Annotated in this window: 17 protein-coding genes; 6 read left to right on the forward strand and 11 right to left on the reverse strand. The window is 59.2% G+C overall.

Translation table 11 applies throughout. The features are described from left to right. Positions 1 to 185: 185 nt before the first annotated feature. Positions 186 to 1184 carry an AraC family transcriptional regulator gene (locus tag AACY11_RS17825; RefSeq protein WP_339464077.1) on the forward strand — a complete coding sequence of 333 codons (999 nt, stop codon included), beginning with the start codon at positions 186 to 188 and terminating at the stop codon, positions 1182 to 1184. 184 nt (positions 1185 to 1368) lie between these two features. Here AACY11_RS17825 and AACY11_RS17830 read toward each other — a convergent pair whose 3' ends face one another. From AACY11_RS17830 to AACY11_RS17840, 3 genes are all read right to left on the reverse strand, one after another. Continuing rightward, positions 1369 to 2715 carry an ATP-binding protein gene (locus AACY11_RS17830; RefSeq protein ID WP_339495437.1) on the reverse strand — a complete coding sequence of 449 codons (1347 nt, stop codon included), beginning with the start codon at positions 2713 to 2715 and terminating at the stop codon, positions 1369 to 1371. After that, positions 2712 to 3389, reverse strand: a complete 678-nt coding sequence (locus AACY11_RS17835; RefSeq protein ID WP_339430850.1) for a response regulator transcription factor — start codon at positions 3387 to 3389, stop codon at positions 2712 to 2714. Before AACY11_RS17835 ends, AACY11_RS17830 begins: the two co-directional genes overlap by 4 nt. Before the next feature lie 148 nt (positions 3390 to 3537). Next, positions 3538 to 4143, reverse strand: a complete 606-nt coding sequence (locus tag AACY11_RS17840) for a hypothetical protein (protein WP_339430851.1) — start codon at positions 4141 to 4143, stop codon at positions 3538 to 3540. Between the two features lie 142 nt (positions 4144 to 4285). On the opposite strand from AACY11_RS17840, the gene AACY11_RS17845 reads away from it, so the two are divergent. Further along, on the forward strand, positions 4286 to 5077 hold the full coding sequence (locus AACY11_RS17845) for a dienelactone hydrolase family protein (RefSeq protein ID WP_339495438.1): 792 nt from the start codon (positions 4286 to 4288) through the stop codon (positions 5075 to 5077). A gap of 94 nt (positions 5078 to 5171) precedes the next feature. Further along, a complete protein-coding gene (locus AACY11_RS17850) occupies positions 5172 to 5897 on the forward strand; it encodes a 4'-phosphopantetheinyl transferase family protein (RefSeq protein WP_339495439.1) in 726 nt (241 codons plus the stop codon). A gap of 55 nt (positions 5898 to 5952) precedes the next feature. On the opposite strand, the gene AACY11_RS17855 is transcribed toward AACY11_RS17850, so the two are convergent. Together AACY11_RS17855 and AACY11_RS17860 are read right to left on the reverse strand one after the other, a co-directional pair. Continuing rightward, entirely contained in the window at positions 5953 to 7563 is a 1611-nt protein-coding gene (locus AACY11_RS17855) for an ATP-binding protein (RefSeq protein WP_221733034.1), read from the reverse strand. Beyond that, a complete protein-coding gene (locus tag AACY11_RS17860; protein WP_339430855.1) occupies positions 7560 to 8282 on the reverse strand; it encodes a response regulator in 723 nt (240 codons plus the stop codon). The genes AACY11_RS17855 and AACY11_RS17860 overlap by 4 nt, the downstream gene beginning before the upstream one ends. 737 nt (positions 8283 to 9019) lie before the next feature. Here AACY11_RS17860 and AACY11_RS17865 point away from each other — a divergent pair. Next, positions 9020 to 11914, forward strand: coding sequence for a ribonucleoside-diphosphate reductase subunit alpha (locus AACY11_RS17865; protein ID WP_339495440.1), 2895 nt, complete (start codon positions 9020 to 9022; stop codon positions 11912 to 11914). Positions 11915 to 12166: 252 nt separating this feature from the next. Here the strand turns inward: AACY11_RS17865 and flgE are convergent, their stop codons facing one another. From flgE to AACY11_RS17895, 6 genes are all read right to left on the reverse strand, one after another. Further along, on the reverse strand, positions 12167 to 13483 hold the full coding sequence (gene flgE, locus AACY11_RS17870) for a flagellar hook protein FlgE (RefSeq protein ID WP_339430857.1): 1317 nt from the start codon (positions 13481 to 13483) through the stop codon (positions 12167 to 12169). A 30-nt stretch (positions 13484 to 13513) separates the two neighbouring features. Further along, positions 13514 to 14239, reverse strand: a complete 726-nt coding sequence (gene flgD / locus AACY11_RS17875; protein ID WP_339430858.1) for a flagellar hook assembly protein FlgD — start codon at positions 14237 to 14239, stop codon at positions 13514 to 13516. A 15-nt stretch (positions 14240 to 14254) separates the two neighbouring features. Next, positions 14255 to 14698 (reverse strand): flagellar basal body rod protein FlgC, encoded by a 444-nt coding sequence (gene flgC / locus AACY11_RS17880; protein WP_003227217.1) that lies wholly within the window; start codon positions 14696 to 14698, stop codon positions 14255 to 14257. Between the two features lie 3 nt (positions 14699 to 14701). Next, the gene (gene flgB, locus AACY11_RS17885; RefSeq protein ID WP_339430859.1) at positions 14702 to 15109 is read right to left on the reverse strand and encodes a flagellar basal body rod protein FlgB; all 408 of its coding nucleotides are present in this window, start codon (positions 15107 to 15109) and stop codon (positions 14702 to 14704) included. A 281-nt stretch (positions 15110 to 15390) separates the two neighbouring features. Further along, positions 15391 to 16218 (reverse strand): protein-glutamate O-methyltransferase CheR, encoded by an 828-nt coding sequence (cheR, locus tag AACY11_RS17890; RefSeq protein WP_221733039.1) that lies wholly within the window; start codon positions 16216 to 16218, stop codon positions 15391 to 15393. A gap of 48 nt (positions 16219 to 16266) precedes the next feature. Continuing rightward, positions 16267 to 17199, reverse strand: coding sequence for a chemotaxis protein CheV (locus AACY11_RS17895; protein WP_221733040.1), 933 nt, complete (start codon positions 17197 to 17199; stop codon positions 16267 to 16269). Positions 17200 to 17281: 82 nt separating this feature from the next. Between AACY11_RS17895 and flgA the strand changes: the two genes are divergently transcribed. Then, positions 17282 to 18043 carry a flagellar basal body P-ring formation chaperone FlgA gene (flgA, locus tag AACY11_RS17900; protein WP_339430860.1) on the forward strand — a complete coding sequence of 254 codons (762 nt, stop codon included), beginning with the start codon at positions 17282 to 17284 and terminating at the stop codon, positions 18041 to 18043. 161 nt (positions 18044 to 18204) lie between these two features. Next, on the forward strand, positions 18205 to 18531 hold the full coding sequence (flgM, locus tag AACY11_RS17905) for a flagellar biosynthesis anti-sigma factor FlgM (protein ID WP_339430861.1): 327 nt from the start codon (positions 18205 to 18207) through the stop codon (positions 18529 to 18531). The last annotated feature ends 33 nt before the right edge of the window (positions 18532 to 18564 follow it).

Here is an 18564-nt window from a genome sequence, read left to right on the forward strand (position 1 = left end):
GCATTTCGCGGCAAGCCTTTTGATATCAGGGATTGCAGGCTCATCGATGTCAGCGTTCGTCGCCCCTGCCCTGGCGGATTTCCGCCAACCCACCGCTTCTCGTCCTACAATTTGGCGGAAATCCGCCTTGTTGCCCTTGATGGACCCCGGCTACCATCCGGCGCCTGAGAAAGGATTTGCCGCTTATGCGCGAACGCACCATTGCCAGCCATTTCGCCCGTGCCGCCCTCGGCGGCGCACGTCGCTCAGGGTTCGACTATTCGGGCCTGTTGCAGCAACTGGGGATCAGCCCTGAATTGCTCGACGAGCCTCGTGCACGCATTGCCCCGGAGCAGTTCACCCGTTTGATCCAGGCACTGTGGCTGGTGCTGGACGACGAGTACCTGGGACTGGGTAACGCACCAAGCAAACCCGGCAGCTTCGCCATGATGTGCCACGCCTCGATTCATTGCCGCAACCTGGAGAAAGCCCTGCAACGCGGTTTATTGTTCTACAGCCTGTTCCCCCAAGCCCCGCGCCTGACCCTGAGCCGCGAAGACGAATGGGTGCGGCTGAGCCTTGACGATTCGCAGCTATGGGACCCGGATCACTTTCTCAGCGAGAGCCTGCTGGTGATCTGGCATCGCCTGGGCAGTTGGCTGATCGGCCAGCGCATTCGCCTGGAACACGCCACGTTCAGCTATGCGAAACCGGCGCATGGCGCTGAATACGATCTGCTGTTCCCCTGCCCCACGACGTTCGGCACCGCGCAAAGCAGCCTGCTGTTTCACAGTCGCTACCTGCCCATGCCCTTGCTGCAGGACGAACGCACCCTCAAGCATTTCCTCGAACGCTCCCCGGCGGATCTGCTGTCACGCCCGGATGACGGCGACAGCCTGAGCAGCCGCTTGCGTCGCTTGCTCAGCCGCGACACGGCGAACTGGCCGGATCTGGAAGCGGTGGCCGCGCACCTGCACATCAGCCCGCAGACCCTGCGTCGGCATTTGCGCGAGGAAGGCAGCAGTTTTCAGGAGTTGAAAGATCAGTTGCGGCGGGATATCGCCATCTACCATTTGGGGCGGGCGGATCTGTCGTTGCAGCAGATTGCCGAACAACTGGGGTTTTCCGAACCGTCGGCGTTTCACCGCGCGTTCAAGAAATGGACAGGGCTGACGCCGGGGGCTTATCGGGCGCAGGAGCATTAAGAGCAATAGATCAGCCCGGCCAAATCGTTGAGCATGACATTGATGATTCTGGCGTAGCGGTATCAGTACGCCTTGCGTGGGCTGCACGGACGCCTTCGCGAGCAAGCCCGCTCCCACAAGGTTGTGTGGCGTTCAAGGCTCCCCCTGTGGGGCTTGCTCGCGAAGGAGCCAGAAAGGACAGCGATCAAGCGGGAGGAAAATGAATCCTGAACGCCGCCCCGCCCATCGGCGAATCCCCCAGCATCAACTTGGCGTTGTAACTCTCGATAATGTCCTTGACCACCGCCAAGCCAATCCCCTGCCCCGGATGCTGACGATCCAGCCGCTCGCCACGCTCAAGAATCCGCGCACGCTGATCCGGCGGTACGCCCGGGCCGTCATCTTCGACGCACAACTCAACCCCGGCCAGGGTCTCGCGCACGCTGATGCGCACTTCGCCCAGGCACAGGCGATAGGCGTTTTCCAGCAAGTTACCCATCATCTCCAGCAAGGCGCCCTGCTCGATCGGTACATAACAATGCTCAGGCAGATCGAATGCCACCCGCACACGCTTGTCGCGGTAGACCTTGTCCAGCGTGTCGCACAGGCTTTTGAGCACCGGTTGCAAGCGCACCTGATGCCGCACCAGTCCGCTTTTGCGCAAACTCGCGCGCTGCAGTTGATAGCTGATCTGTTGGCTCATGCGTTCGATCTGGCTTTGCAGCACCCAGGCCTGATCGCGTTCTTCGGGACGTTGAGCCATGTCCTCGCTGACGCCTTGCAGCACCGCCAGCGGCGTTTTCAGACTGTGGGCCAGGTCATCGAGAGAGTCGCGATAGCGGCTGCGTTGCTGGCGCTCACTGAGCAGCAAGCGGTTGAGCGAACCGGTCAGTCGCAGCAGTTCACGCGGGTGTTGTTCGGTGAGGCTTTCGCGGGTGCCGCCTTCGATTTCATCGAGTTCCTGACTGAGTTGGCGCAAGGCTTTAAGGCCCCAGGTCAGACCGATCCACAACAGCGCCAGCAGTACCAGCAAGGCGGCGCCGAAACCCAGGTAAAGATTTTCGCGCAGGCCTTCAAGGGTGCTTTCGTACTCGCGCACCGGTTGCAAGGCAACGATGCTGAACGCAGCGCTTTTGCCGCCGAGCAGTTTGACTTCCACGTCGTAGACGAAGAATTCCTGGCCGCTGGCCTCGCGAATCCGCGCGAACTCGTTGCCGAGGCCGTCATAACGCGGTTTGTAGTTGATCTGCTCTTCCTGGGTGGCTTTCGAACGCCAGACCAGATGCCCTGAACGGTCGTAGATGTAACCGAGCAGGCGCAGGTCAGTGAGGTTGAAGCGCTCATCCGGCAACTGCGTAGGCATCACCAGCCGGCCGTTTTCAATGCGTGCGGCGGAGATCAGCGTGGTGACGTCCGACGCCAGACGCTGCTCGATGGAATCCTGCAGCGCCAGGCTGAACGCGCCTTGCATCGCCGGCAGCAAGGCGAGCATGAACAACACCGCCAACGTGGTGGCGGCGAGCATCAAGCGAACACGAAGGGAACGAATCAAGTGCAGCGCTCATTGAACAGGTAGCCGAGACCACGCACGGTGTCGATTGGCTTGAACCCGGCCGGACCTTCGAGCTTGCGGCGCAGGCGGCCGACCAGCACTTCGATCACGTTCGGATCGCGCTCGTCATCGTCCGGATAGAGCTGTTCCATCAAGCGGTCCTTGGGCACCACTTGCTGGTGGTGCCGCATCAGGTATTCGAGGATGCGGTATTCGTAGGCGGTCAGCGCCAGCGGTTGCTCGTCGAGGGTGGCCTGTTTGCGATTGAGATCAAGCAGCAACGGGCCGGCGACGATGGTCGATTGCGTGAAACCGCTGGAGCGTCGCAACAAGGCATTCAGGCGCGCGTCGAGTTCTTCGAACTGGAACGGTTTGACCACGTAGTCGTCAGCACCGGCGGCCAGGCCTTCGACCTTGTCCTGCCAGTTACCGCGCGCGGTGAGGATCAGGATCGGGAAGGTCTTGGCGCCTGAGCGCAACTGGCGGATCAGGTCGAGGCCGCCCATGCCCGGCAGACCGAGGTCGATCACCGCCAGGTCAAAATTGAACTGCCCGGTCTGGTACAGCGCCTCTTCGGCATTGGCCACGGACTCGACCACGTGACCGCTCTCCGTCAGACGGGTTTGCAGGTGATGACGCAACAGCGCTTCATCCTCGACGACCAACAGTTTCATATCGCTCTCCTGGGTAAATCAAAATCTCCAACAACACACCTGTGGGAGCGGGCTTGCTCGCGAAGGCGATGTACCAGTCGTCATCTTCATTGACTGATCCACCGCTTTCGCGAGCAAGCCCGCTCCCACATTCAGGCTGACTGCTCTATCAGAAAGAGTAGTTGGCCGACAGGTACGTCTGGGCGCTGCTGGTCAAGCCCAGCGAACCCTGTTTGCTGCCGCCGCGCTCGCTCATCTCGGTGCTGGCGTTGCTACGCAGGTAACGGTAACCGAGTTCTACCGAAGTGTTTTGCGACACTTGCTGCAAAACACCGAACTGGCCGCCGACCGCATAACCGATGTCACTGTCGCGACTGTAGCCTGGCGATTCCTGAGTCAGCTTGGTCAAACCGGCCGTTGCACCGCCGAACAATTTGGTGGTGTTGCCCACCGGATAGAACAGATCGTAGCTACCCAGCAGGTTTTCCTGACGCAGTTTAATGCCATTGTGCGAACCCGACACATTGTCGTAGGTGGCGTAGTAGCGACCCTGACTGTTTTGCTGACCGAGGCGTACGCCGTAGGTATTGTTGCCGTCGATCGCGCCAGTGGCGTCAGGGTGATCGAGGTTGTCGTTCAGGGCATGGGATTTTTTGATCTTGTCGCTGGTCTGGCCGAAGGTCAGGCCGGCGAAGTTCGAAGTCGTGTCGGCATGGGCCGCGATACTGGCGCTCATTACGGTAAATGCCAGCAGCAGTTTGTTTAAACGAGTCATGGTATTTCCTCTTTCACAGTGCTGTTTGGGTATGGCGCAAGGTTACTGCCCCTGTCCTGTACCGCCCCTGAACACTCTCTGAACCTGACCTGAACCAAATCGACTAGGCTGCTCTGACCACTTTTCGATATGGAGACCGACCATGCGCCTGTTCCTCGCCCTCACCCTGCTGGCCGCAAGCTGCCTCACCCACGCGGCGATCAAGACCGAAGAAATCCCCTACCAAAGCGCCGACGGCAGCAAGCTGATGGGTTACTACGCCTACGACGACGCGATCAAAGGCGCCCGTCCCGGCATTGTCGTGGTGCATGAATGGTGGGGCTTGAACGATTACGCCAAGCGCCGCGCACGCGACCTGGCTGAGCTCGGCTACAGCGCGCTGGCGATTGATATGTACGGCGAAGGGAAAAATACCGAGCACCCGAAAGATGCGATGGCGTTCATGCAGGCAGCGACCCAGGACGCCGACGCCGCCAGTAAACGCTTCACTGCCGGTTTGGACTTGTTGAAAAAACAGCCCCAGACCGACGTGAACAAACTCGCAGCCATCGGCTATTGCTTCGGCGGTGGCGTCGTGTTGAACGCGGCGCGCCAAGGTGTACCGCTGGCGGGTGTGGTGAGTTTCCATGTCGCGCTGGCAACCAAGACGCCGGCCACGCCCGGCAGCGTGAAGGCGAAAATTCTGGTGGAGCATGGTGCGCTGGACAGCATGGTCACGCCGGACAACGTCACCGCGTTCAAGTCGGAAATGGACAAGGCGGGGGCTGACTACAGGTTCGTCAGTCTGGAGGGCGCCAAGCATGGTTTTACCAATCCGGATGCCGATCGCTTGAGCCATGGCGAACACGCAGGGCCGGACATTGGTTACAACAAGGCTGCGGATGAAAAGTCCTGGGCGGACATGAAAGCGTTCTTCCAGAAGATCTTTGGTTAAGCCAGCGTTGAGCGTGGTGTGGCCTTCACGCTTGCTCGCGAAGGCCACACCATTGATCTCGACCTTGCCTCGGCTAACCGGCAAAATGCCCGCCATGAATCTCACCCCAACCCTCCCCGCTTGCTGCACCCCGCTCGACGCCCACTGGCCCTTGCCGACGGCGTTGCCCGACACGGTGCTGCTCAGCACTCATTTCGATCCGTCGCAACTGCTCGGCGATGACTTTCAACGCAGCGCCATCGATCCACCGCCAAGTATTCAGCGTTCGGTGGCCAAGCGTCAGGCCGAATTTCTCGCCGGACGCCTCTGCGCGCGGGCGGCGCTGCAACAGTTGCAAGGGAGTGGCATGGTTCCAGCAATTGGCGAAGACCGGGCCCCCGTGTGGCCGGCGCACATCAGCGGCTCGATCACCCACAGCACCGGCCGTGCGGCAGCGATTGTCGCCAATAAGCAACATTGGCGCGGCTTGGGTATGGATCTGGAAAACCTGCTCAACATCGAGCGCGCCGAGCGCCTGGCCGGGGAAATCCTCACTCCGGCGGAAATGCAGCGCATGGCCGCTGGCGCGCGGGATCAATTGGCGTTGCTGGTCACGCTGACATTCTCGGTGAAAGAGAGCCTGTTCAAGGCGTTGTACCCGATCGTGCAAAAACGCTTTTACTTCGAGCATGCCGAAGTCCTGGAGTGGACTGAACAGGGTCAGGTACGTTTGCGCCTGTTGACGGACCTGTCCGGCGAATGGCGCAACGGGACAGAGCTGGAGGCGCAGTTCGGGGTGCAGGATGGGCAATTGTTGAGTCTGGTCAGCATCAAAGCCTGAAGATCTTTATTGGCTGTCAGGGCCTCATCGCTGGCCAGCCAAGCCACCACAAGGCTCAGCGCCGCTCCTGATTGCGCGGCCAGCTCAAGCTAAAGCAAGCCCCTCCCAGACTCTTGCTCCTGCCAATGATGGCCCGCCCGTCATGCCAATGGATGATCCGTCGCACAATCGACAAGCCCAACCCATGCCCACCCGACGCCCGGGTGCGGCTGTCGTCCAGGCGTAAAAACGGCGTGAAGATCCGCTCCCACGCCACTTCTGGCACACCCGGCCCGTCATCCTCGACATCCACCCGACAGCGCAGTTGCCCGACCTGATAACTCACCGTGACCTTCGAGCGCGCATGGCGCATGGCGTTGCTCACCAGATTCTGCAAGGCCCGATGCAGATAACGCGGCTCGGCCTCGACCCAGGCATCGTCGTTATCGGCGGCGGACAGACACAAGCCACGCTGCACCGTGACCTCGGCGCGCAACGGCGCCAACTCCTCGATCACCTGATTGACCAACGCGTCGAGGTCGATGCGTTGAAACGTCAGCGCCGGCGCCCCCTGCTCCAGCCGCGCATAAGTGAGCATTTCATCGACCAACTTATCGAGGTCCTCAATGTCGTGATCCATGCCCTCACGGTACTTTTCCAGGGCTTGCGGCGTGGTTGCCGAGCCGATCATTTCCAGGCCAAACCGCAACCGCGCCACCGGCGTGCGCAGTTCATGGGACACCGCACGCACCAGTTCACGCTGGATCGCCAATAACTGTTGCAGGTGTTCGGCCATGCCATTGAACGCCGAAGCCAGTCGCCCGACCGAGTCAGCACCGCGCGCGGGCACGCGGGTTTCCAGACTGCCCTTGGCGATGCGCGTAGCCGCTGCTTCAAGGCCACGTAAACGGCGTTCGAGTTGGCGCACCAGCAGATAAACGATAAGGCCGATCAAGGTCAGCCCGAGCGCGGCGATCAACACCAGCCATTGCGGTGGATACGGATTCATCTGGTACAGCGGCCCGATCTCCAGCACCCAGGGCGTACCAACCATGCCGGCAAACACGCGGATCGAATCGCCGCCCTTGCCCAACGCCATCACCGTATCGCCCTCGGACACCCGGCGACTCTGGTCTTCGTCCATGTCGGCGTCATTCACCGTGACCAGCTGCAGATCGAAACCGAAGCCCTTCTCATTCTTTATTTGCGCCAGCCGTTTGGGCTGCTCGCCCACCGGTACGCGCACCAGTTCATCGGCCAGCAGGTAAATAGTCGCCCGGGCCAGTTGTTCGCTGATTTGTTGCACCTCGCCGGTGAGTACGAGTTGTTCTTTGTCGCTGACCAGTCGATAGACCTTCGCCGCATGCGGCCCGGTTTGCTCGACCAGCGCTTGGCCGCGCAGTACGCGAGTGCGCTGGGTGAGGTCCAGGCCGGTCTGGGCAAAGGTCTTCAGCGCCAGCGGAATCCCGAGCAATCGCTCCCAAACCAATAGCGCACGATGACGCTCGGTTTCATTCATCGGTTGCAGGTTGTCGGCCATCAGCGAGAACGTGCCATGGGCCAGGCGCTCGCGGTACTGCTCGCTGCGCACCTGATTGAGCAGGTTCAGTGCGAGCACGCCGAGCACGGCCACCAGAATCAAGGCTGCGCACATGCCGCCATAGATCCGCAGGAAGATCGAGTTCACAGCGCCAGGTCTGCGCAGGCCTCAGGGACGAACAGGTAGCCTTTGCTGCGGATGGTCTTGATCAGACGCGGATGGTCGGGGTCGTCGCCGATTTTGGGGCGGATGCGCGATATGCGTACATCGATCGAGCGGTCCTGCCCGTCGTAGCCAATACCGCGCAGCGCGGTGAAAATTTCTTCCCGAGACAAAATTCGCCCAGCGTTGGAGACCAACAACCAGAGCAGGTCGAACTCAGCGCTGGTCAACTCGATGCCGCTGTCGCTCAGCCAGGCCTCGCGCAAGGCGTTGTCCACCACCAGCGGGCCGAATTGCAGGCGCCGGGATTTCTCCGTGGTCGGCTCGGGCGTGTCACTGCGTCGCAGCAACGCCTGAACCCGCGCCAGCAACAGTCGCGGGCGTACCGGCTTGCACACGTAATCATCGGCGCCGAGGTCGAGGCCATGGATCTGGTCGGCGTCGTCGGTTCTTGCCGTAAGCATCAGAATCGGCCCGTCATAACGGTCGCGCACCTTGCGGCAGATGCTCAGGCCATCTTCGCCGGGGAGCATCAGGTCGAGGATCACCAGATCCGGTTGCTCCTTGATGATCCGCGCCGCCGCCAGCGCACCGTTGCCTTCGATGTCCACGCGCAGTCCATTGGCTTGCAGGTAGTCGCGAGTGAGTTCGGCCAGACGCTGATCATCCTCGACTATCAATACCTGAAAGGCTTGTTGCTCCACCGGTGACCTCTGCTTGCCAGAATTACGAATAAAGGAAGGATCCTCCGGTCTTTTTGTCATCTTTTCGGAGGATAAGAATGCGTACGCATGGGCCGATTGTATAAACGGCGTCCAGCCAGAACACAAGTCGGTAAATGCGTTCGGACAAGGCCGTTTTTTGTGATAGGGTTCGCGCCCTTAAAAATCCGCTGAAGCGTTTTTCCAGGCGAAAAAACAGTGACAAACGGTCTAGCTCAGCAGGTTCGCGGCCTACACGGGAATTCCCTGTTTCACACACAATTTACGCACAGGGTTATCCACAAGCTGTGCGTTGCAATCTGCCCCTGAAACGCATTATCTTGTAGCCCGCTCGCAAAAAAACCCTACATGTAGGGTTTTGCGTAAAAAACCAAACACAAACCGGACAGTGAATTCAAGGCTTTTTATTGCCATTGTCGGGTTGAACCAAACGTATTTTTACAAGCCCAAACCGCGCCTGCGGATGGCTACCGTTTTTCAGTCGATCACGACGATAACGGTACGGGTGTTGCAGTGGCGAAACTGCTCCCCGAAAGGAATGCGGTCTCACGCGTATCGCGCGAGCCGAAGACTTCGGCATGGAAGCGGCGCCCACAAGGCCTTCTTCCTGAACTGTCCCGAAGTCGTTATACCCGGCACGTGCCGGTTGTAGTGCTTCAGGACGGAACGGTGGGCACCGTGATGGTGCCCAAACAAACATAGAGAACGTGGAGACACCCATGCAAACCGACACAACTCGCGAGAACCCGCAGGGCACCTTGCCGCAGGCCGCTGATTCGACTTCGGATCTGGCAGCCACCGCGCCTGGCCAGCTGCGCGTGATCAAGCGTAATGGCACTGTCGTTCCTTACACCGATGACAAGATCACCGTCGCTATCACCAAAGCGTTTCTCGCAGTTGAGGGCGGCACCGCTGCCGCTTCGTCGCGAATCCACGACACCGTTGCCCGTCTGACCGAACAAGTCACCGCGACCTTCAAGCGTCGCATGCCTTCGGGCGGCACCATCCACATCGAAGAAATCCAGGACCAGGTCGAACTGGCCCTGATGCGTGCCGGCGAGCAGAAAGTGGCTCGCGACTACGTGATCTACCGTGACGGTCGTTCGAAAGAACGCGCTGCCCACGCCCCGGCCGAAGAAGCAGTCAACGCTCATCCGTCGATCCGCATCACCCGTACCGACGGTAGCCTGGCGCCACTGGACATGGGCCGCCTGAATACCATCGTGACCGAAGCCTGCGAAGGCCTGGCTGAAGTCGACGGCGACCTGATCCAGCGCGAAACCCTGAAAAACCTGTACGACGGCGTGGCCCTGACCGACGTCAACACCGCCCTGGTGATGACCGCCCGTACGCTGGTTGAGCGCGAGCCGAACTACTCGTTCGTGACCGCCCGCCTGCTGATGGACACCCTGCGTGCCGAAGGCCTGGGCTTCCTGGGTGTGGCTGAAAGCGCCACTCACCACGAAATGGCCGACCTGTACGCCAAGGCACTGCCGGCTTATGTCGCCAAAGGTATCGAGTTCGAACTGCTGAACCCTGTGCTGGCCACCTTCGACCTGGAAAAACTGGGCAAGGCGATCAACCACGAGCGCGACCAGCAATTCACCTACCTGGGCCTGCAAACCCTGTACGACCGTTACTTCATCCACAAGGATGGCGTGCGTTTCGAACTGCCGCAGATCTTCTTCATGCGCGTGGCCATGGGCCTGGCCATCGAAGAGAAGAACAAAGAAGACCGTGCGATCGAGTTCTACAACCTGCTGTCCTCGTTCGACTACATGGCTTCGACTCCAACACTGTTCAACGCCGGCACCCTGCGTCCACAGCTGTCGAGCTGCTACCTGACCACCGTTCCGGATGACCTGTCGGGCATTTACCACGCGATCCACGACAACGCCATGCTGTCGAAATTCGCCGGTGGCCTGGGTAACGACTGGACGCCTGTCCGTGCACTGGGTTCGTACATCAAAGGCACCAACGGCAAGTCGCAAGGCGTGGTTCCGTTCCTCAAAGTCGTGAACGACACCGCCGTCGCCGTTAACCAGGGTGGCAAGCGCAAAGGCGCTGTCTGTGCCTACCTGGAAACCTGGCACATGGACATCGAAGAGTTCATCGAGCTGCGCAAGAACACCGGTGATGACCGTCGTCGTACCCACGACATGAACACCGCCAACTGGATCCCTGACCTGTTCATGAAGCGCGTCTTCGATGACGGCAAATGGACCCTGTTCTCGCCATCCGAAGTACCCGACCTGCACGACCTGACCGGTAAAGCTTTCGAAGAGCGCTACGAGTATTACGAAGCGCTGTCCGAGTACCCGGGCAAGATCAAGCTGTTCAAGACCATCCAGGCCAAAGACCTGTGGCGCAAAATGCTGTCCATGCTGTTCGAAACCGGTCACCCATGGCTGACGTTCAAAGACCCGTGCAACCTGCGCAGCCCGCAGCAGCACGTCGGCGTGGTTCACAGCTCGAACCTGTGCACCGAGATCACCTTGAACACCAACAAGGACGAGATCGCCGTTTGCAACCTGGGCTCGATCAACCTGCCGAACCACATCGTCGACGGCAAGCTGGACACCGCCAAGCTGCAACGCACCGTGAACACTGCCGTGCGCATGCTCGACAACGTGATCGACATCAACTACTACTCGGTGCCGCAAGCGAAGAACTCCAACTTCCGCCACCGTCCGGTCGGTCTGGGCATCATGGGCTTCCAGGACGCGCTGTACCTGCAGCACATCCCTTACGGTTCCGACGCTGCCGTCGAGTTCGCCGACAAGTCGATGGAAGCGGTCAGCTACTACGCGATCCAGGCGTCCTGCGACCTGGCAGACGAGCGTGGTGCCTACGAGACCTTCAACGGTTCGCTGTGGTCCAAAGGCATCCTGCCACTGGATTCGCAACAGATCCTGATCGAGCAACGTGGCCAGAAGTACATCGACGTTGACCTGAACGAAACCCTCGACTGGGCACCGGTTCGCGCCCGTGTACAAAAAGGCATTCGTAACTCCAACATCATGGCCATCGCACCGACCGCGACCATCGCCAACATCACTGGCGTCTCGCAGTCGATCGAACCGACTTACCAGAACCTGTATGTGAAATCGAACCTGTCGGGCGAATTCACCGTGATCAACCCGTACCTGGTTCGCGACCTCAAGGCTCGCGGTCTGTGGGACTCGGTCATGATCAACGACCTGAAGTACTACGACGGTTCGGTGCAGCAGATCGAGCGCATCCCGCAAGAACTCAAAGAGCTCTACGCGACCGCGTTCGAAGTGGACACCAAGTGGATCGTTGACGCCGCCAGCCGTCGTCAGAAGTGGATCGACCAGGCTCAGTCGCTGAACCTGTACATCGCCGGCGCCTCGGGCAAGAAGCTCGACGTGACCTACCGCATGGCCTGGTACCGTGGACTGAAAACCACCTACTACCTCCGTGCCCTGGCCGCGACCAGCACCGAGAAGTCGACCATCAACACCGGCAAGCTGAACGCTGTTTCCAGCGGCGGCAACCACGGCGACGATTCGGTTCTGGCGGCTCCTGCAGGTCCAGCTCCAGTGCCAAAGGCTTGCGCGATCGACGAGCCGGATTGCGAAGCTTGCCAATAAGCTGAGCTGAGTCAGGCGTTGCAAGGCGCCTGAACGAGAAACCCCCGACAAACCTATGGTTTGTCGGGGGTTTTCTTTTGGGTGGAGTAAACGCTCGGGTCAAGTGTATCTGACAGCAGTTGGGCAGCATCAGGACGCCTTCGCTGCCCCCTCTCCCTTGGTCGGCTCACACACCGCCCAAACCGAACCGGCCTCGCACCTACAAAAAAGCCCCTCAAAAAGAGGGGCTTCCTTTACAACCAAAAACCAGCATCAGGCCATCTGAATGATGGTCTGCATGATGGTGCTCTGAGTCGAAATAGTCTTGGCGTTCGCCTGATAGTTGCTCTGCCCCTTGATCAGATCAACCAGCTCGTTGGTCAGGTTAACGTTGGACTCTTCCAGCGAGTTGGAAACAACCGAACCCAACGTACCGGTTTCCGGCGCATCGTAACCCGGGATACCCGAAGCAAACGTCTCTTTCCAGCTAGTACCACCAATAGCCTGCAGGCCTTGTTCGTTGGTGAAGCTGGCCAGCGCAACCTGGCCGATGGCCTTGCTCTGGTTGTTGCTGAAGTTGGCGAACAGCGTACCGGTGCCGTCGATGGTCAGGTTGGTGATCTGGCCAGTGGCGTAACCATCCTGAGTCGGGATCGAACGCGCGGTGTCAGCGTTGTACTGAGTGGTCTTGGCCATGGAAATGGTAATACCAGCGGTGTTCGCCGCAGCACCGTTAGGCGTGAAGGTACCATTGATCACATTGCCAGGAACCCAGCCGGTGAGCTTCAGGTCACTGCTAATCACCGGACCAGGCGGCGTGCTGACCTGAGTCAGTTTGCCAGCGGAGTCAAACGTCATGGTCGAAGGTGTCGGCGCGGTGACCTTCGGATCGCTACCGGTAGCGTCCGGGTTACGCCCGTCTACCAGGGTGTAGACCTTCCAGGTGTTGGCACCGGTCTTGACCACGTACTGATCCATCGGGTGCATGTTGCCCTGACTGTCATAGATCGGCGTGCTGAACGATTTGGTGTAGGTCGCGAGGTTGGTCGGGTCGAATTTGCCGGCGGCCACGGTGTCGTCGATCACCGGAGCGGTCGAGTCCAGGTTGATGGTCGACGTCACCAGCGAGGTGGACTTTGGCGCCAGGTTCGAGGTGTCGATCTTCAGGTCGGTCAGTACGCCGTTGATGACCTTGCCGTTGGCATCCACGCCGTAGCCCTGCAGACGCGAGGTGTAGTTGGTGTTGGTGATGAAGCCAGCATTGTCGACCTTGAACGTACCGGCACGGGTGTAGGACACCGAGCCATTGTTGCTCATGGTGAAGAAGCCCGAACCGTTGATACCCATATCCAACACGTTACCGGTGTTGTTGATGTCACCCTGGGTGAACTGCTGGGACACGTTGGCCAGACGCACACCGTTACCGATGACCTTGCTGCCGCTACCCAGGCGAGTGGCCGAGTAAACGTCTTCGAATTCTGCACGGGACGATTTGAAACCGGCGGTTGCAACGTTGGCGATGTTATTGCCGGTCACGTCCAGTTGTTTGTTGGCTGCATAGAGACCGCTAAGGCCGATATTGAAAGACATATTCCACTCCTTTGTGCCGGTTAGTCGGCTCTATATACCAATGGTTTGTACTTTGGACAGGGCGACGGTGCCCTTGCCGGACAGGTTGAGCATCAACTCGCCGCCGGTCTGGCTGATGGTCACACTGTTGACCGTGGCTGGCAGGTAAGTCGCCAAGTCGGTCGCGGTGCCATTGATTGATGCGTTGGCTTTGACGGTATAGGTACCGGCCTTCACCAGATTGCCGTCCTTGTCCTTGCCGTCCCAGGTGAAGCTCGCGCTGCCTGCGGCGCGACTGCCCAGATCGATGGTGCGAACCACCGTGCCGCTGCTGTCGGTAATGCTGACGGTGCCACCGGCAATCGATGACGGAACGGTCGCCGAACCGGTCATGCCCTTGCTCGGGTCGTCCATCTGAACGCTGTTGGTCTGCACGATCACGTTGCGACCGACCAGCGACGACGCCTGCAGTGCCTGCGAGGAGTTGTAGTTGCCGGCCAGCGAGCTGACGGTGCTGTTAAGCGTGGTGATGCCTTCCAGGCTGCTGAACTGCGCCAACTGCGCAACGAACGCGCTGTTGTCCTGCGGGTCGAGCGGGTTCTGGTTTTTCAGCTGGGTGACCAGCAATTGCAGGAACGCGTCCTTGCCCAGTGCCTGGCCGCCGGTGGCGCTGTTGGTAGCCGAAGCAATGCCACCGGTGGTCGAACTGGTCTTTTTCGACGAGTTCGCCAGGATGTCATTCATGCTCAAGCTGCTGGTGGTATCGGAAACACTCATGGCCGTCGCCCCTTATTACTGACCGAGGGTCAGCACCTTCTGCATCATGGTTTTGGCGGTGTTCATCATTTCGGCGTTGGTCTGGAACGAACGGCTCGCGGAAATCATGTCAGCCATTTCTTCCACCACGTTGACGTTCGGGTAGTAGACGTAGCCCTTGGCGTCGGCGGCCGGATGGTTCGGCTCGTAGCGCGCTTCAAGGTTGCTCTGGTCTTCGACCACACCGAGCACCTGCACGCCTTGACCGGCGGCATCCTGGCTCTGGAACAGCGAGTTGCTGCCGCTGTTCTGGCCACCCTGGAACATGGTGGCGAACACCGGGTGACGGGCGCGGTAGGTCTGGTCGATGCTCGACGAGACGGTTTCGGCGTTGGCGATGTTCGAAGCCACGGTGTTCAGACGCGTGGTTTGTGCGCTCATGCCGCTGCCGGCAATGTTGAAAACGCTGGACAGGGACATGGATTACTCTCCGCGCAGGGCTGACACCAGCCCTTTGAATTTGCTGTTGAGCAGAGTGAAGCTGGCCTGGAAGCCGACCGCGTTTTGCGCGTAGTTCGACTGCTCAAGCTGAGCATCTACGGTGTTCTGGTCTATCGAAGGCTGCATCGGCGTGCGATACATCAGCGACTCGTCGCCATTGCCCAGGCCTTCAGCTTCGATGTGACGGCTGTTAGTCATGTTCAGGGCGATGGTGCCGTTGGCGTTCTTCTGGGTCTGTGCTTCAAGCACTTTGGAGAAGTCCAGATCCCGAGCCTTGTAGTTCGGGGTATCGGCGTTGGCGATGTTGTTGGCCAGCACTTCGGCACGCTGAGCGCGGAAGCCCAATGCCTTTTCGTGAATGCCGAGCGCTTTATCGAAGCTGATGCTCATGTCGGGAACCTTCGGGTGACCGGTTTTTCGTAACTGAGCTTTAGCAAGCGCCGTGCCAACGCGAGAAACCCCCGAAAACCGCACCTTTGCGGGGATCAGGCAAAGCGGCAATGCCAGAAAAGCGGCAAACGACTTCCGCTGGCTGCCGCTTTTCTGCCGCTTGCCCTCCCCTCCCACCCACACCACAGCTCCACTGTGGGAGCGGCGACCTCGTAGAAACGCCAGGCACAAAAAAACGGGAGCCCCTGCGGACTCCCGTTTTTGTGTTGCCGATTTGCAGATTACTTGGCCTTGTAAATGATCCCCGGGCTGCACTGGACCATCTGGTAATGATCCGGCAAACCGTTCAGCGCTTCGGAAGCGCCAAGGAACAGATAACCACCCGGTTTCAGCGTGCTGTGAATGCGCAACAGAATGTCTTTCTTCACTTCAGCAGAGAAGTAGATCAACACGTTGCGGCAGAACACGATGTCGAACTTGCCCAGGCTGGCGTAACTGTCGAGCAAATTGAACGAGCGAAACTCCACCCGGTTCTTGATCGGTGCCTTGATGACCCAGCGCCCAGGTCCTTTCGGATCGAAAAAACGCTGCAGACGATCGGGGGACAAACCGCGACCGATTGCAAGGCTGTCGTACTCGCCAGTCTTGCAGTTGTTCAGCATGCTACCCGAGAGATCGGTGGCAACGATCTGCACGCCCATCTTCAACTGGCCAAGGTTGACGCGCTCGAACTCATCGATAGACATCGAGAGCGAGTACGGTTCCTGACCCGACGAGCAGGCTGCCGACCAGATCCGCAGACGCTGGTTGGGACTGGCCTTGATGGCTTCGGGCAGCACCTTGTTCTTCAAGACTTCAAACGGATAGGTGTCACGAAACCACAGGGTTTCGTTGGTTGTCATGGCATCGACGACCTGCTCGCGCAAACCACTGCGCGGCTGGGTCTGGATGCGCTGAACCAGCTCACCCAGGGACTTGATACCTTGCTGCTCCATCAGTTTGTTGAGACGGCTCGAGACCAGGTACTGCTTGTTTTCACCGAGCAAAATGCCACAGGCTTTTTCCAGGAAGACCCGGAACTGTTCGAAATCCAAATTACCCGTAGACAAATTGATGCCGCCTCTTAAATCGTGTTGACCGCCAGGGACAAAAGGTCCCTAGCTGATATCTGCTGCTTTGATCCGGTCGACTACCCGGGATGCCAGGTCATCAGGGCGGAACTTGGCCAAAAAGTCATCGGCACCGACTTTCTTGACCATCGCCTGATTGAATACCCCCGACAACGAAGTATGCAGGATGATATGAAGCTTTTGCATGCGAGCGTCGCCGCGGATTTCGGCCGTCAGGGTGTACCCGTCCATCTCCGGCATCTCGATGTCGGAAATCATCATCAGGAACTCTTCTTCCGGCTTCTTGCCCTCGTCGACCAGCTTGCGCAGGTAATCCAGCGCCTGCTTGCCGTCGTTCAACGCCACGACTTCAACGCCGATCGTCTGCAGGCAACGCGTGACCTGCTTGCGCGCCACCGACGAGTCATCGACCGTCAGCACCCGCAGCGACAACGCCTTGGTCTGCGTCTCGACATCGACAACACCGACCGAAATCGCTTCCGGCGTCGGTGCAACTTCCGCCAGCACCTTTTCGACGTCGATGATTTCGACTAACTGATTGTCCACCCGAGTCACAGCGGTCAGGTAATGATCGCGCCCGGTGCCCTTGGGCGGTGGATGGATCTCCTCCCAGTTCATGTTGACGATGCGCTCCACCGAGCGAACCAGGAAACCCTGGGTCTTGGTGTTGTACTCCGTGATGATCACGAACGGATTTTTCTTGTCTTTCAATGCCCCGGAACCGGTCGCCATTGCCAGATCAAGGATCGGAATGGTCGCCCCCCGAATATTCGCCACCCCGCACACGACAGGACTGGACTTGGGCATCAGCGTCAGTTGCGGGCATTGCAGCACTTCCCGAACCTTGAACACGTTGATCCCGTAGAGCTGCTGACCGTCGAGACGGAACAACAACAGCTCCAGGCGATTCTGCCCTACCAGTTGCGTGCGCTGGTTCACCGAATCCATTACACCAGCCATGCCCAGACTCCTACACCAACGCCAAGTGTTGTTGCGACGCACATTCATTGCTAAACGGCACGGCGCTTGCTTTTTAACTCGTATGAACGCTCAAACGACATTTTTCCGACGCCTGACATCTCCCCTTCGCAGAGGGCTTTGCGCGATGTCCGCCGTTTGCCTCTTTTTCGCCGGCAGCCCTGCCATTGCTGATGCGGTTACCTTGCCTGACATGCTTATCGGCGTCACTCAGGGCTTTCTTGAGTTCACCGTAGAAGACTATCTGGCTACCAGTCAAACAGAAGGCCGCTACGAAATCGAAGTCAACCAGCTCGACCCCCGTATGCACATGCCCATGTGCGACAAGGAATTGACAGCGTCTTTGGAGAGTCCGGCACGTCCGCTGGGACGGGTAACCGTGAAGGTTCGCTGTGAGGGAAGCTCGCCCTGGACCGTGTTCGTACCCGCTCAAGTCCGCCTGTTTCGCGAGATTGTGACCACCACACGACCGCTCAAACGCGCCGGGATTATCGAGCCGCAGGATGTGACCCTGCGAGAGCGTGACGTCAGCACAATCAATCAAGGTTTTCTGACGTCGGTGGATCAAGCCATCGGGCAAAAATTAACCCGACCAACGGTCGCCGATCAGGTCATCACGCTCGTGCATCTGGAACAGGCGGAAGTCGTGCGCAAGGGCGATCAAGTGGTCATCATCGCCCGCACCGGCACACTCGCCGTGCGTATGCCGGGAGAAGCCCTGTCCAACGGCGGCCTGAAAGAACAGATCCGGGTGAAAAACCTCAACTCCAACCGGGTCATCAAGGCGCAAGTCATCGCGCCAGGCCAAGTGGAAGTGGCCATGTAAAACGCTCATGAGAAAACTGGCGCGGACCTCGTCGGTTCCCTAAACTGTGCGGCAGCAGGACACGCGCCGGCGCAGGCAGGGCCTATTGCTAAATGGGCCTAAAGTTTTCCAGGGGATGGCCGAAAACATGGCAAGCGTCCAAATTCCCAGAGGTTTTTAACATGGTCATCGATTTCAGCCGTTTGAACAGCTCCTCGTCACTTACGGGCAGTACACGTACCAGCAACGCCAGGGAAACCGCCGAAACCGGCACCTCCGCGCCGCTGAATACCCAGGCCGAACCGGCCAGTACCGCAAAAAGCGGGGAATCGGTACACCTCAGCAATGAGGCTCAACAGTTGCAGAAGGTCACTGACAAGCTGCGCGATCAGCCTGCTGTCGACAAAGCCCGAGTGGCCGAGTTGAAAGCCGCGATTGCCGATGGCAGCTACAAAGTCGACAGCAACCGTGTAGCCAGCAAACTGCTCAACTTCGAAGCCCAGCGCTAGGCTTTTGCCTGCGCCAGGCTTTTGGACGCTTAA

It is taken from the genome of Pseudomonas sp. RA_105y_Pfl2_P56 (assembly GCF_963970845.1).
GTDB lineage: Bacteria > Pseudomonadota > Gammaproteobacteria > Pseudomonadales > Pseudomonadaceae > Aquipseudomonas > Aquipseudomonas baetica_A.

Bases quoted from the DNA above. Each gene is read 5' to 3' on its own strand.
- flgC (WP_003227217.1), bottom strand. From the start codon at position 14,698: ATGTCCCTGTCCAGCGTTTTCAACATTGCCGGCAGCGGCATGAGCGCA.
- flgD (WP_339430858.1), bottom strand. From the start codon at position 14,239: ATGAGTGTTTCCGATACCACCAGCAGCTTGAGCATGAATGACATCCTG.
- AACY11_RS17865 (WP_339495440.1), top strand. From the start codon at position 9,020: ATGCAAACCGACACAACTCGCGAGAACCCGCAGGGCACCTTGCCGCAG.
- AACY11_RS17895 (WP_221733040.1), bottom strand. From the start codon at position 17,199: ATGGCTGGTGTAATGGATTCGGTGAACCAGCGCACGCAACTGGTAGGG.
- flgA (WP_339430860.1), top strand. From the start codon at position 17,282: ATGAACGCTCAAACGACATTTTTCCGACGCCTGACATCTCCCCTTCGC.
- flgB (WP_339430859.1), bottom strand. From the start codon at position 15,109: ATGAGCATCAGCTTCGATAAAGCGCTCGGCATTCACGAAAAGGCATTG.
- flgM (WP_339430861.1), top strand. From the start codon at position 18,205: ATGGTCATCGATTTCAGCCGTTTGAACAGCTCCTCGTCACTTACGGGC.
- AACY11_RS17840 (WP_339430851.1), bottom strand. From the start codon at position 4,143: ATGACTCGTTTAAACAAACTGCTGCTGGCATTTACCGTAATGAGCGCC.
- AACY11_RS17835 (WP_339430850.1), bottom strand. From the start codon at position 3,389: ATGAAACTGTTGGTCGTCGAGGATGAAGCGCTGTTGCGTCATCACCTG.
- flgE (WP_339430857.1), bottom strand. From the start codon at position 13,483: ATGTCTTTCAATATCGGCCTTAGCGGTCTCTATGCAGCCAACAAACAA.
- AACY11_RS17845 (WP_339495438.1), top strand. From the start codon at position 4,286: ATGCGCCTGTTCCTCGCCCTCACCCTGCTGGCCGCAAGCTGCCTCACC.
- AACY11_RS17850 (WP_339495439.1), top strand. From the start codon at position 5,172: ATGAATCTCACCCCAACCCTCCCCGCTTGCTGCACCCCGCTCGACGCC.
- AACY11_RS17825 (WP_339464077.1), top strand. From the start codon at position 186: ATGCGCGAACGCACCATTGCCAGCCATTTCGCCCGTGCCGCCCTCGGC.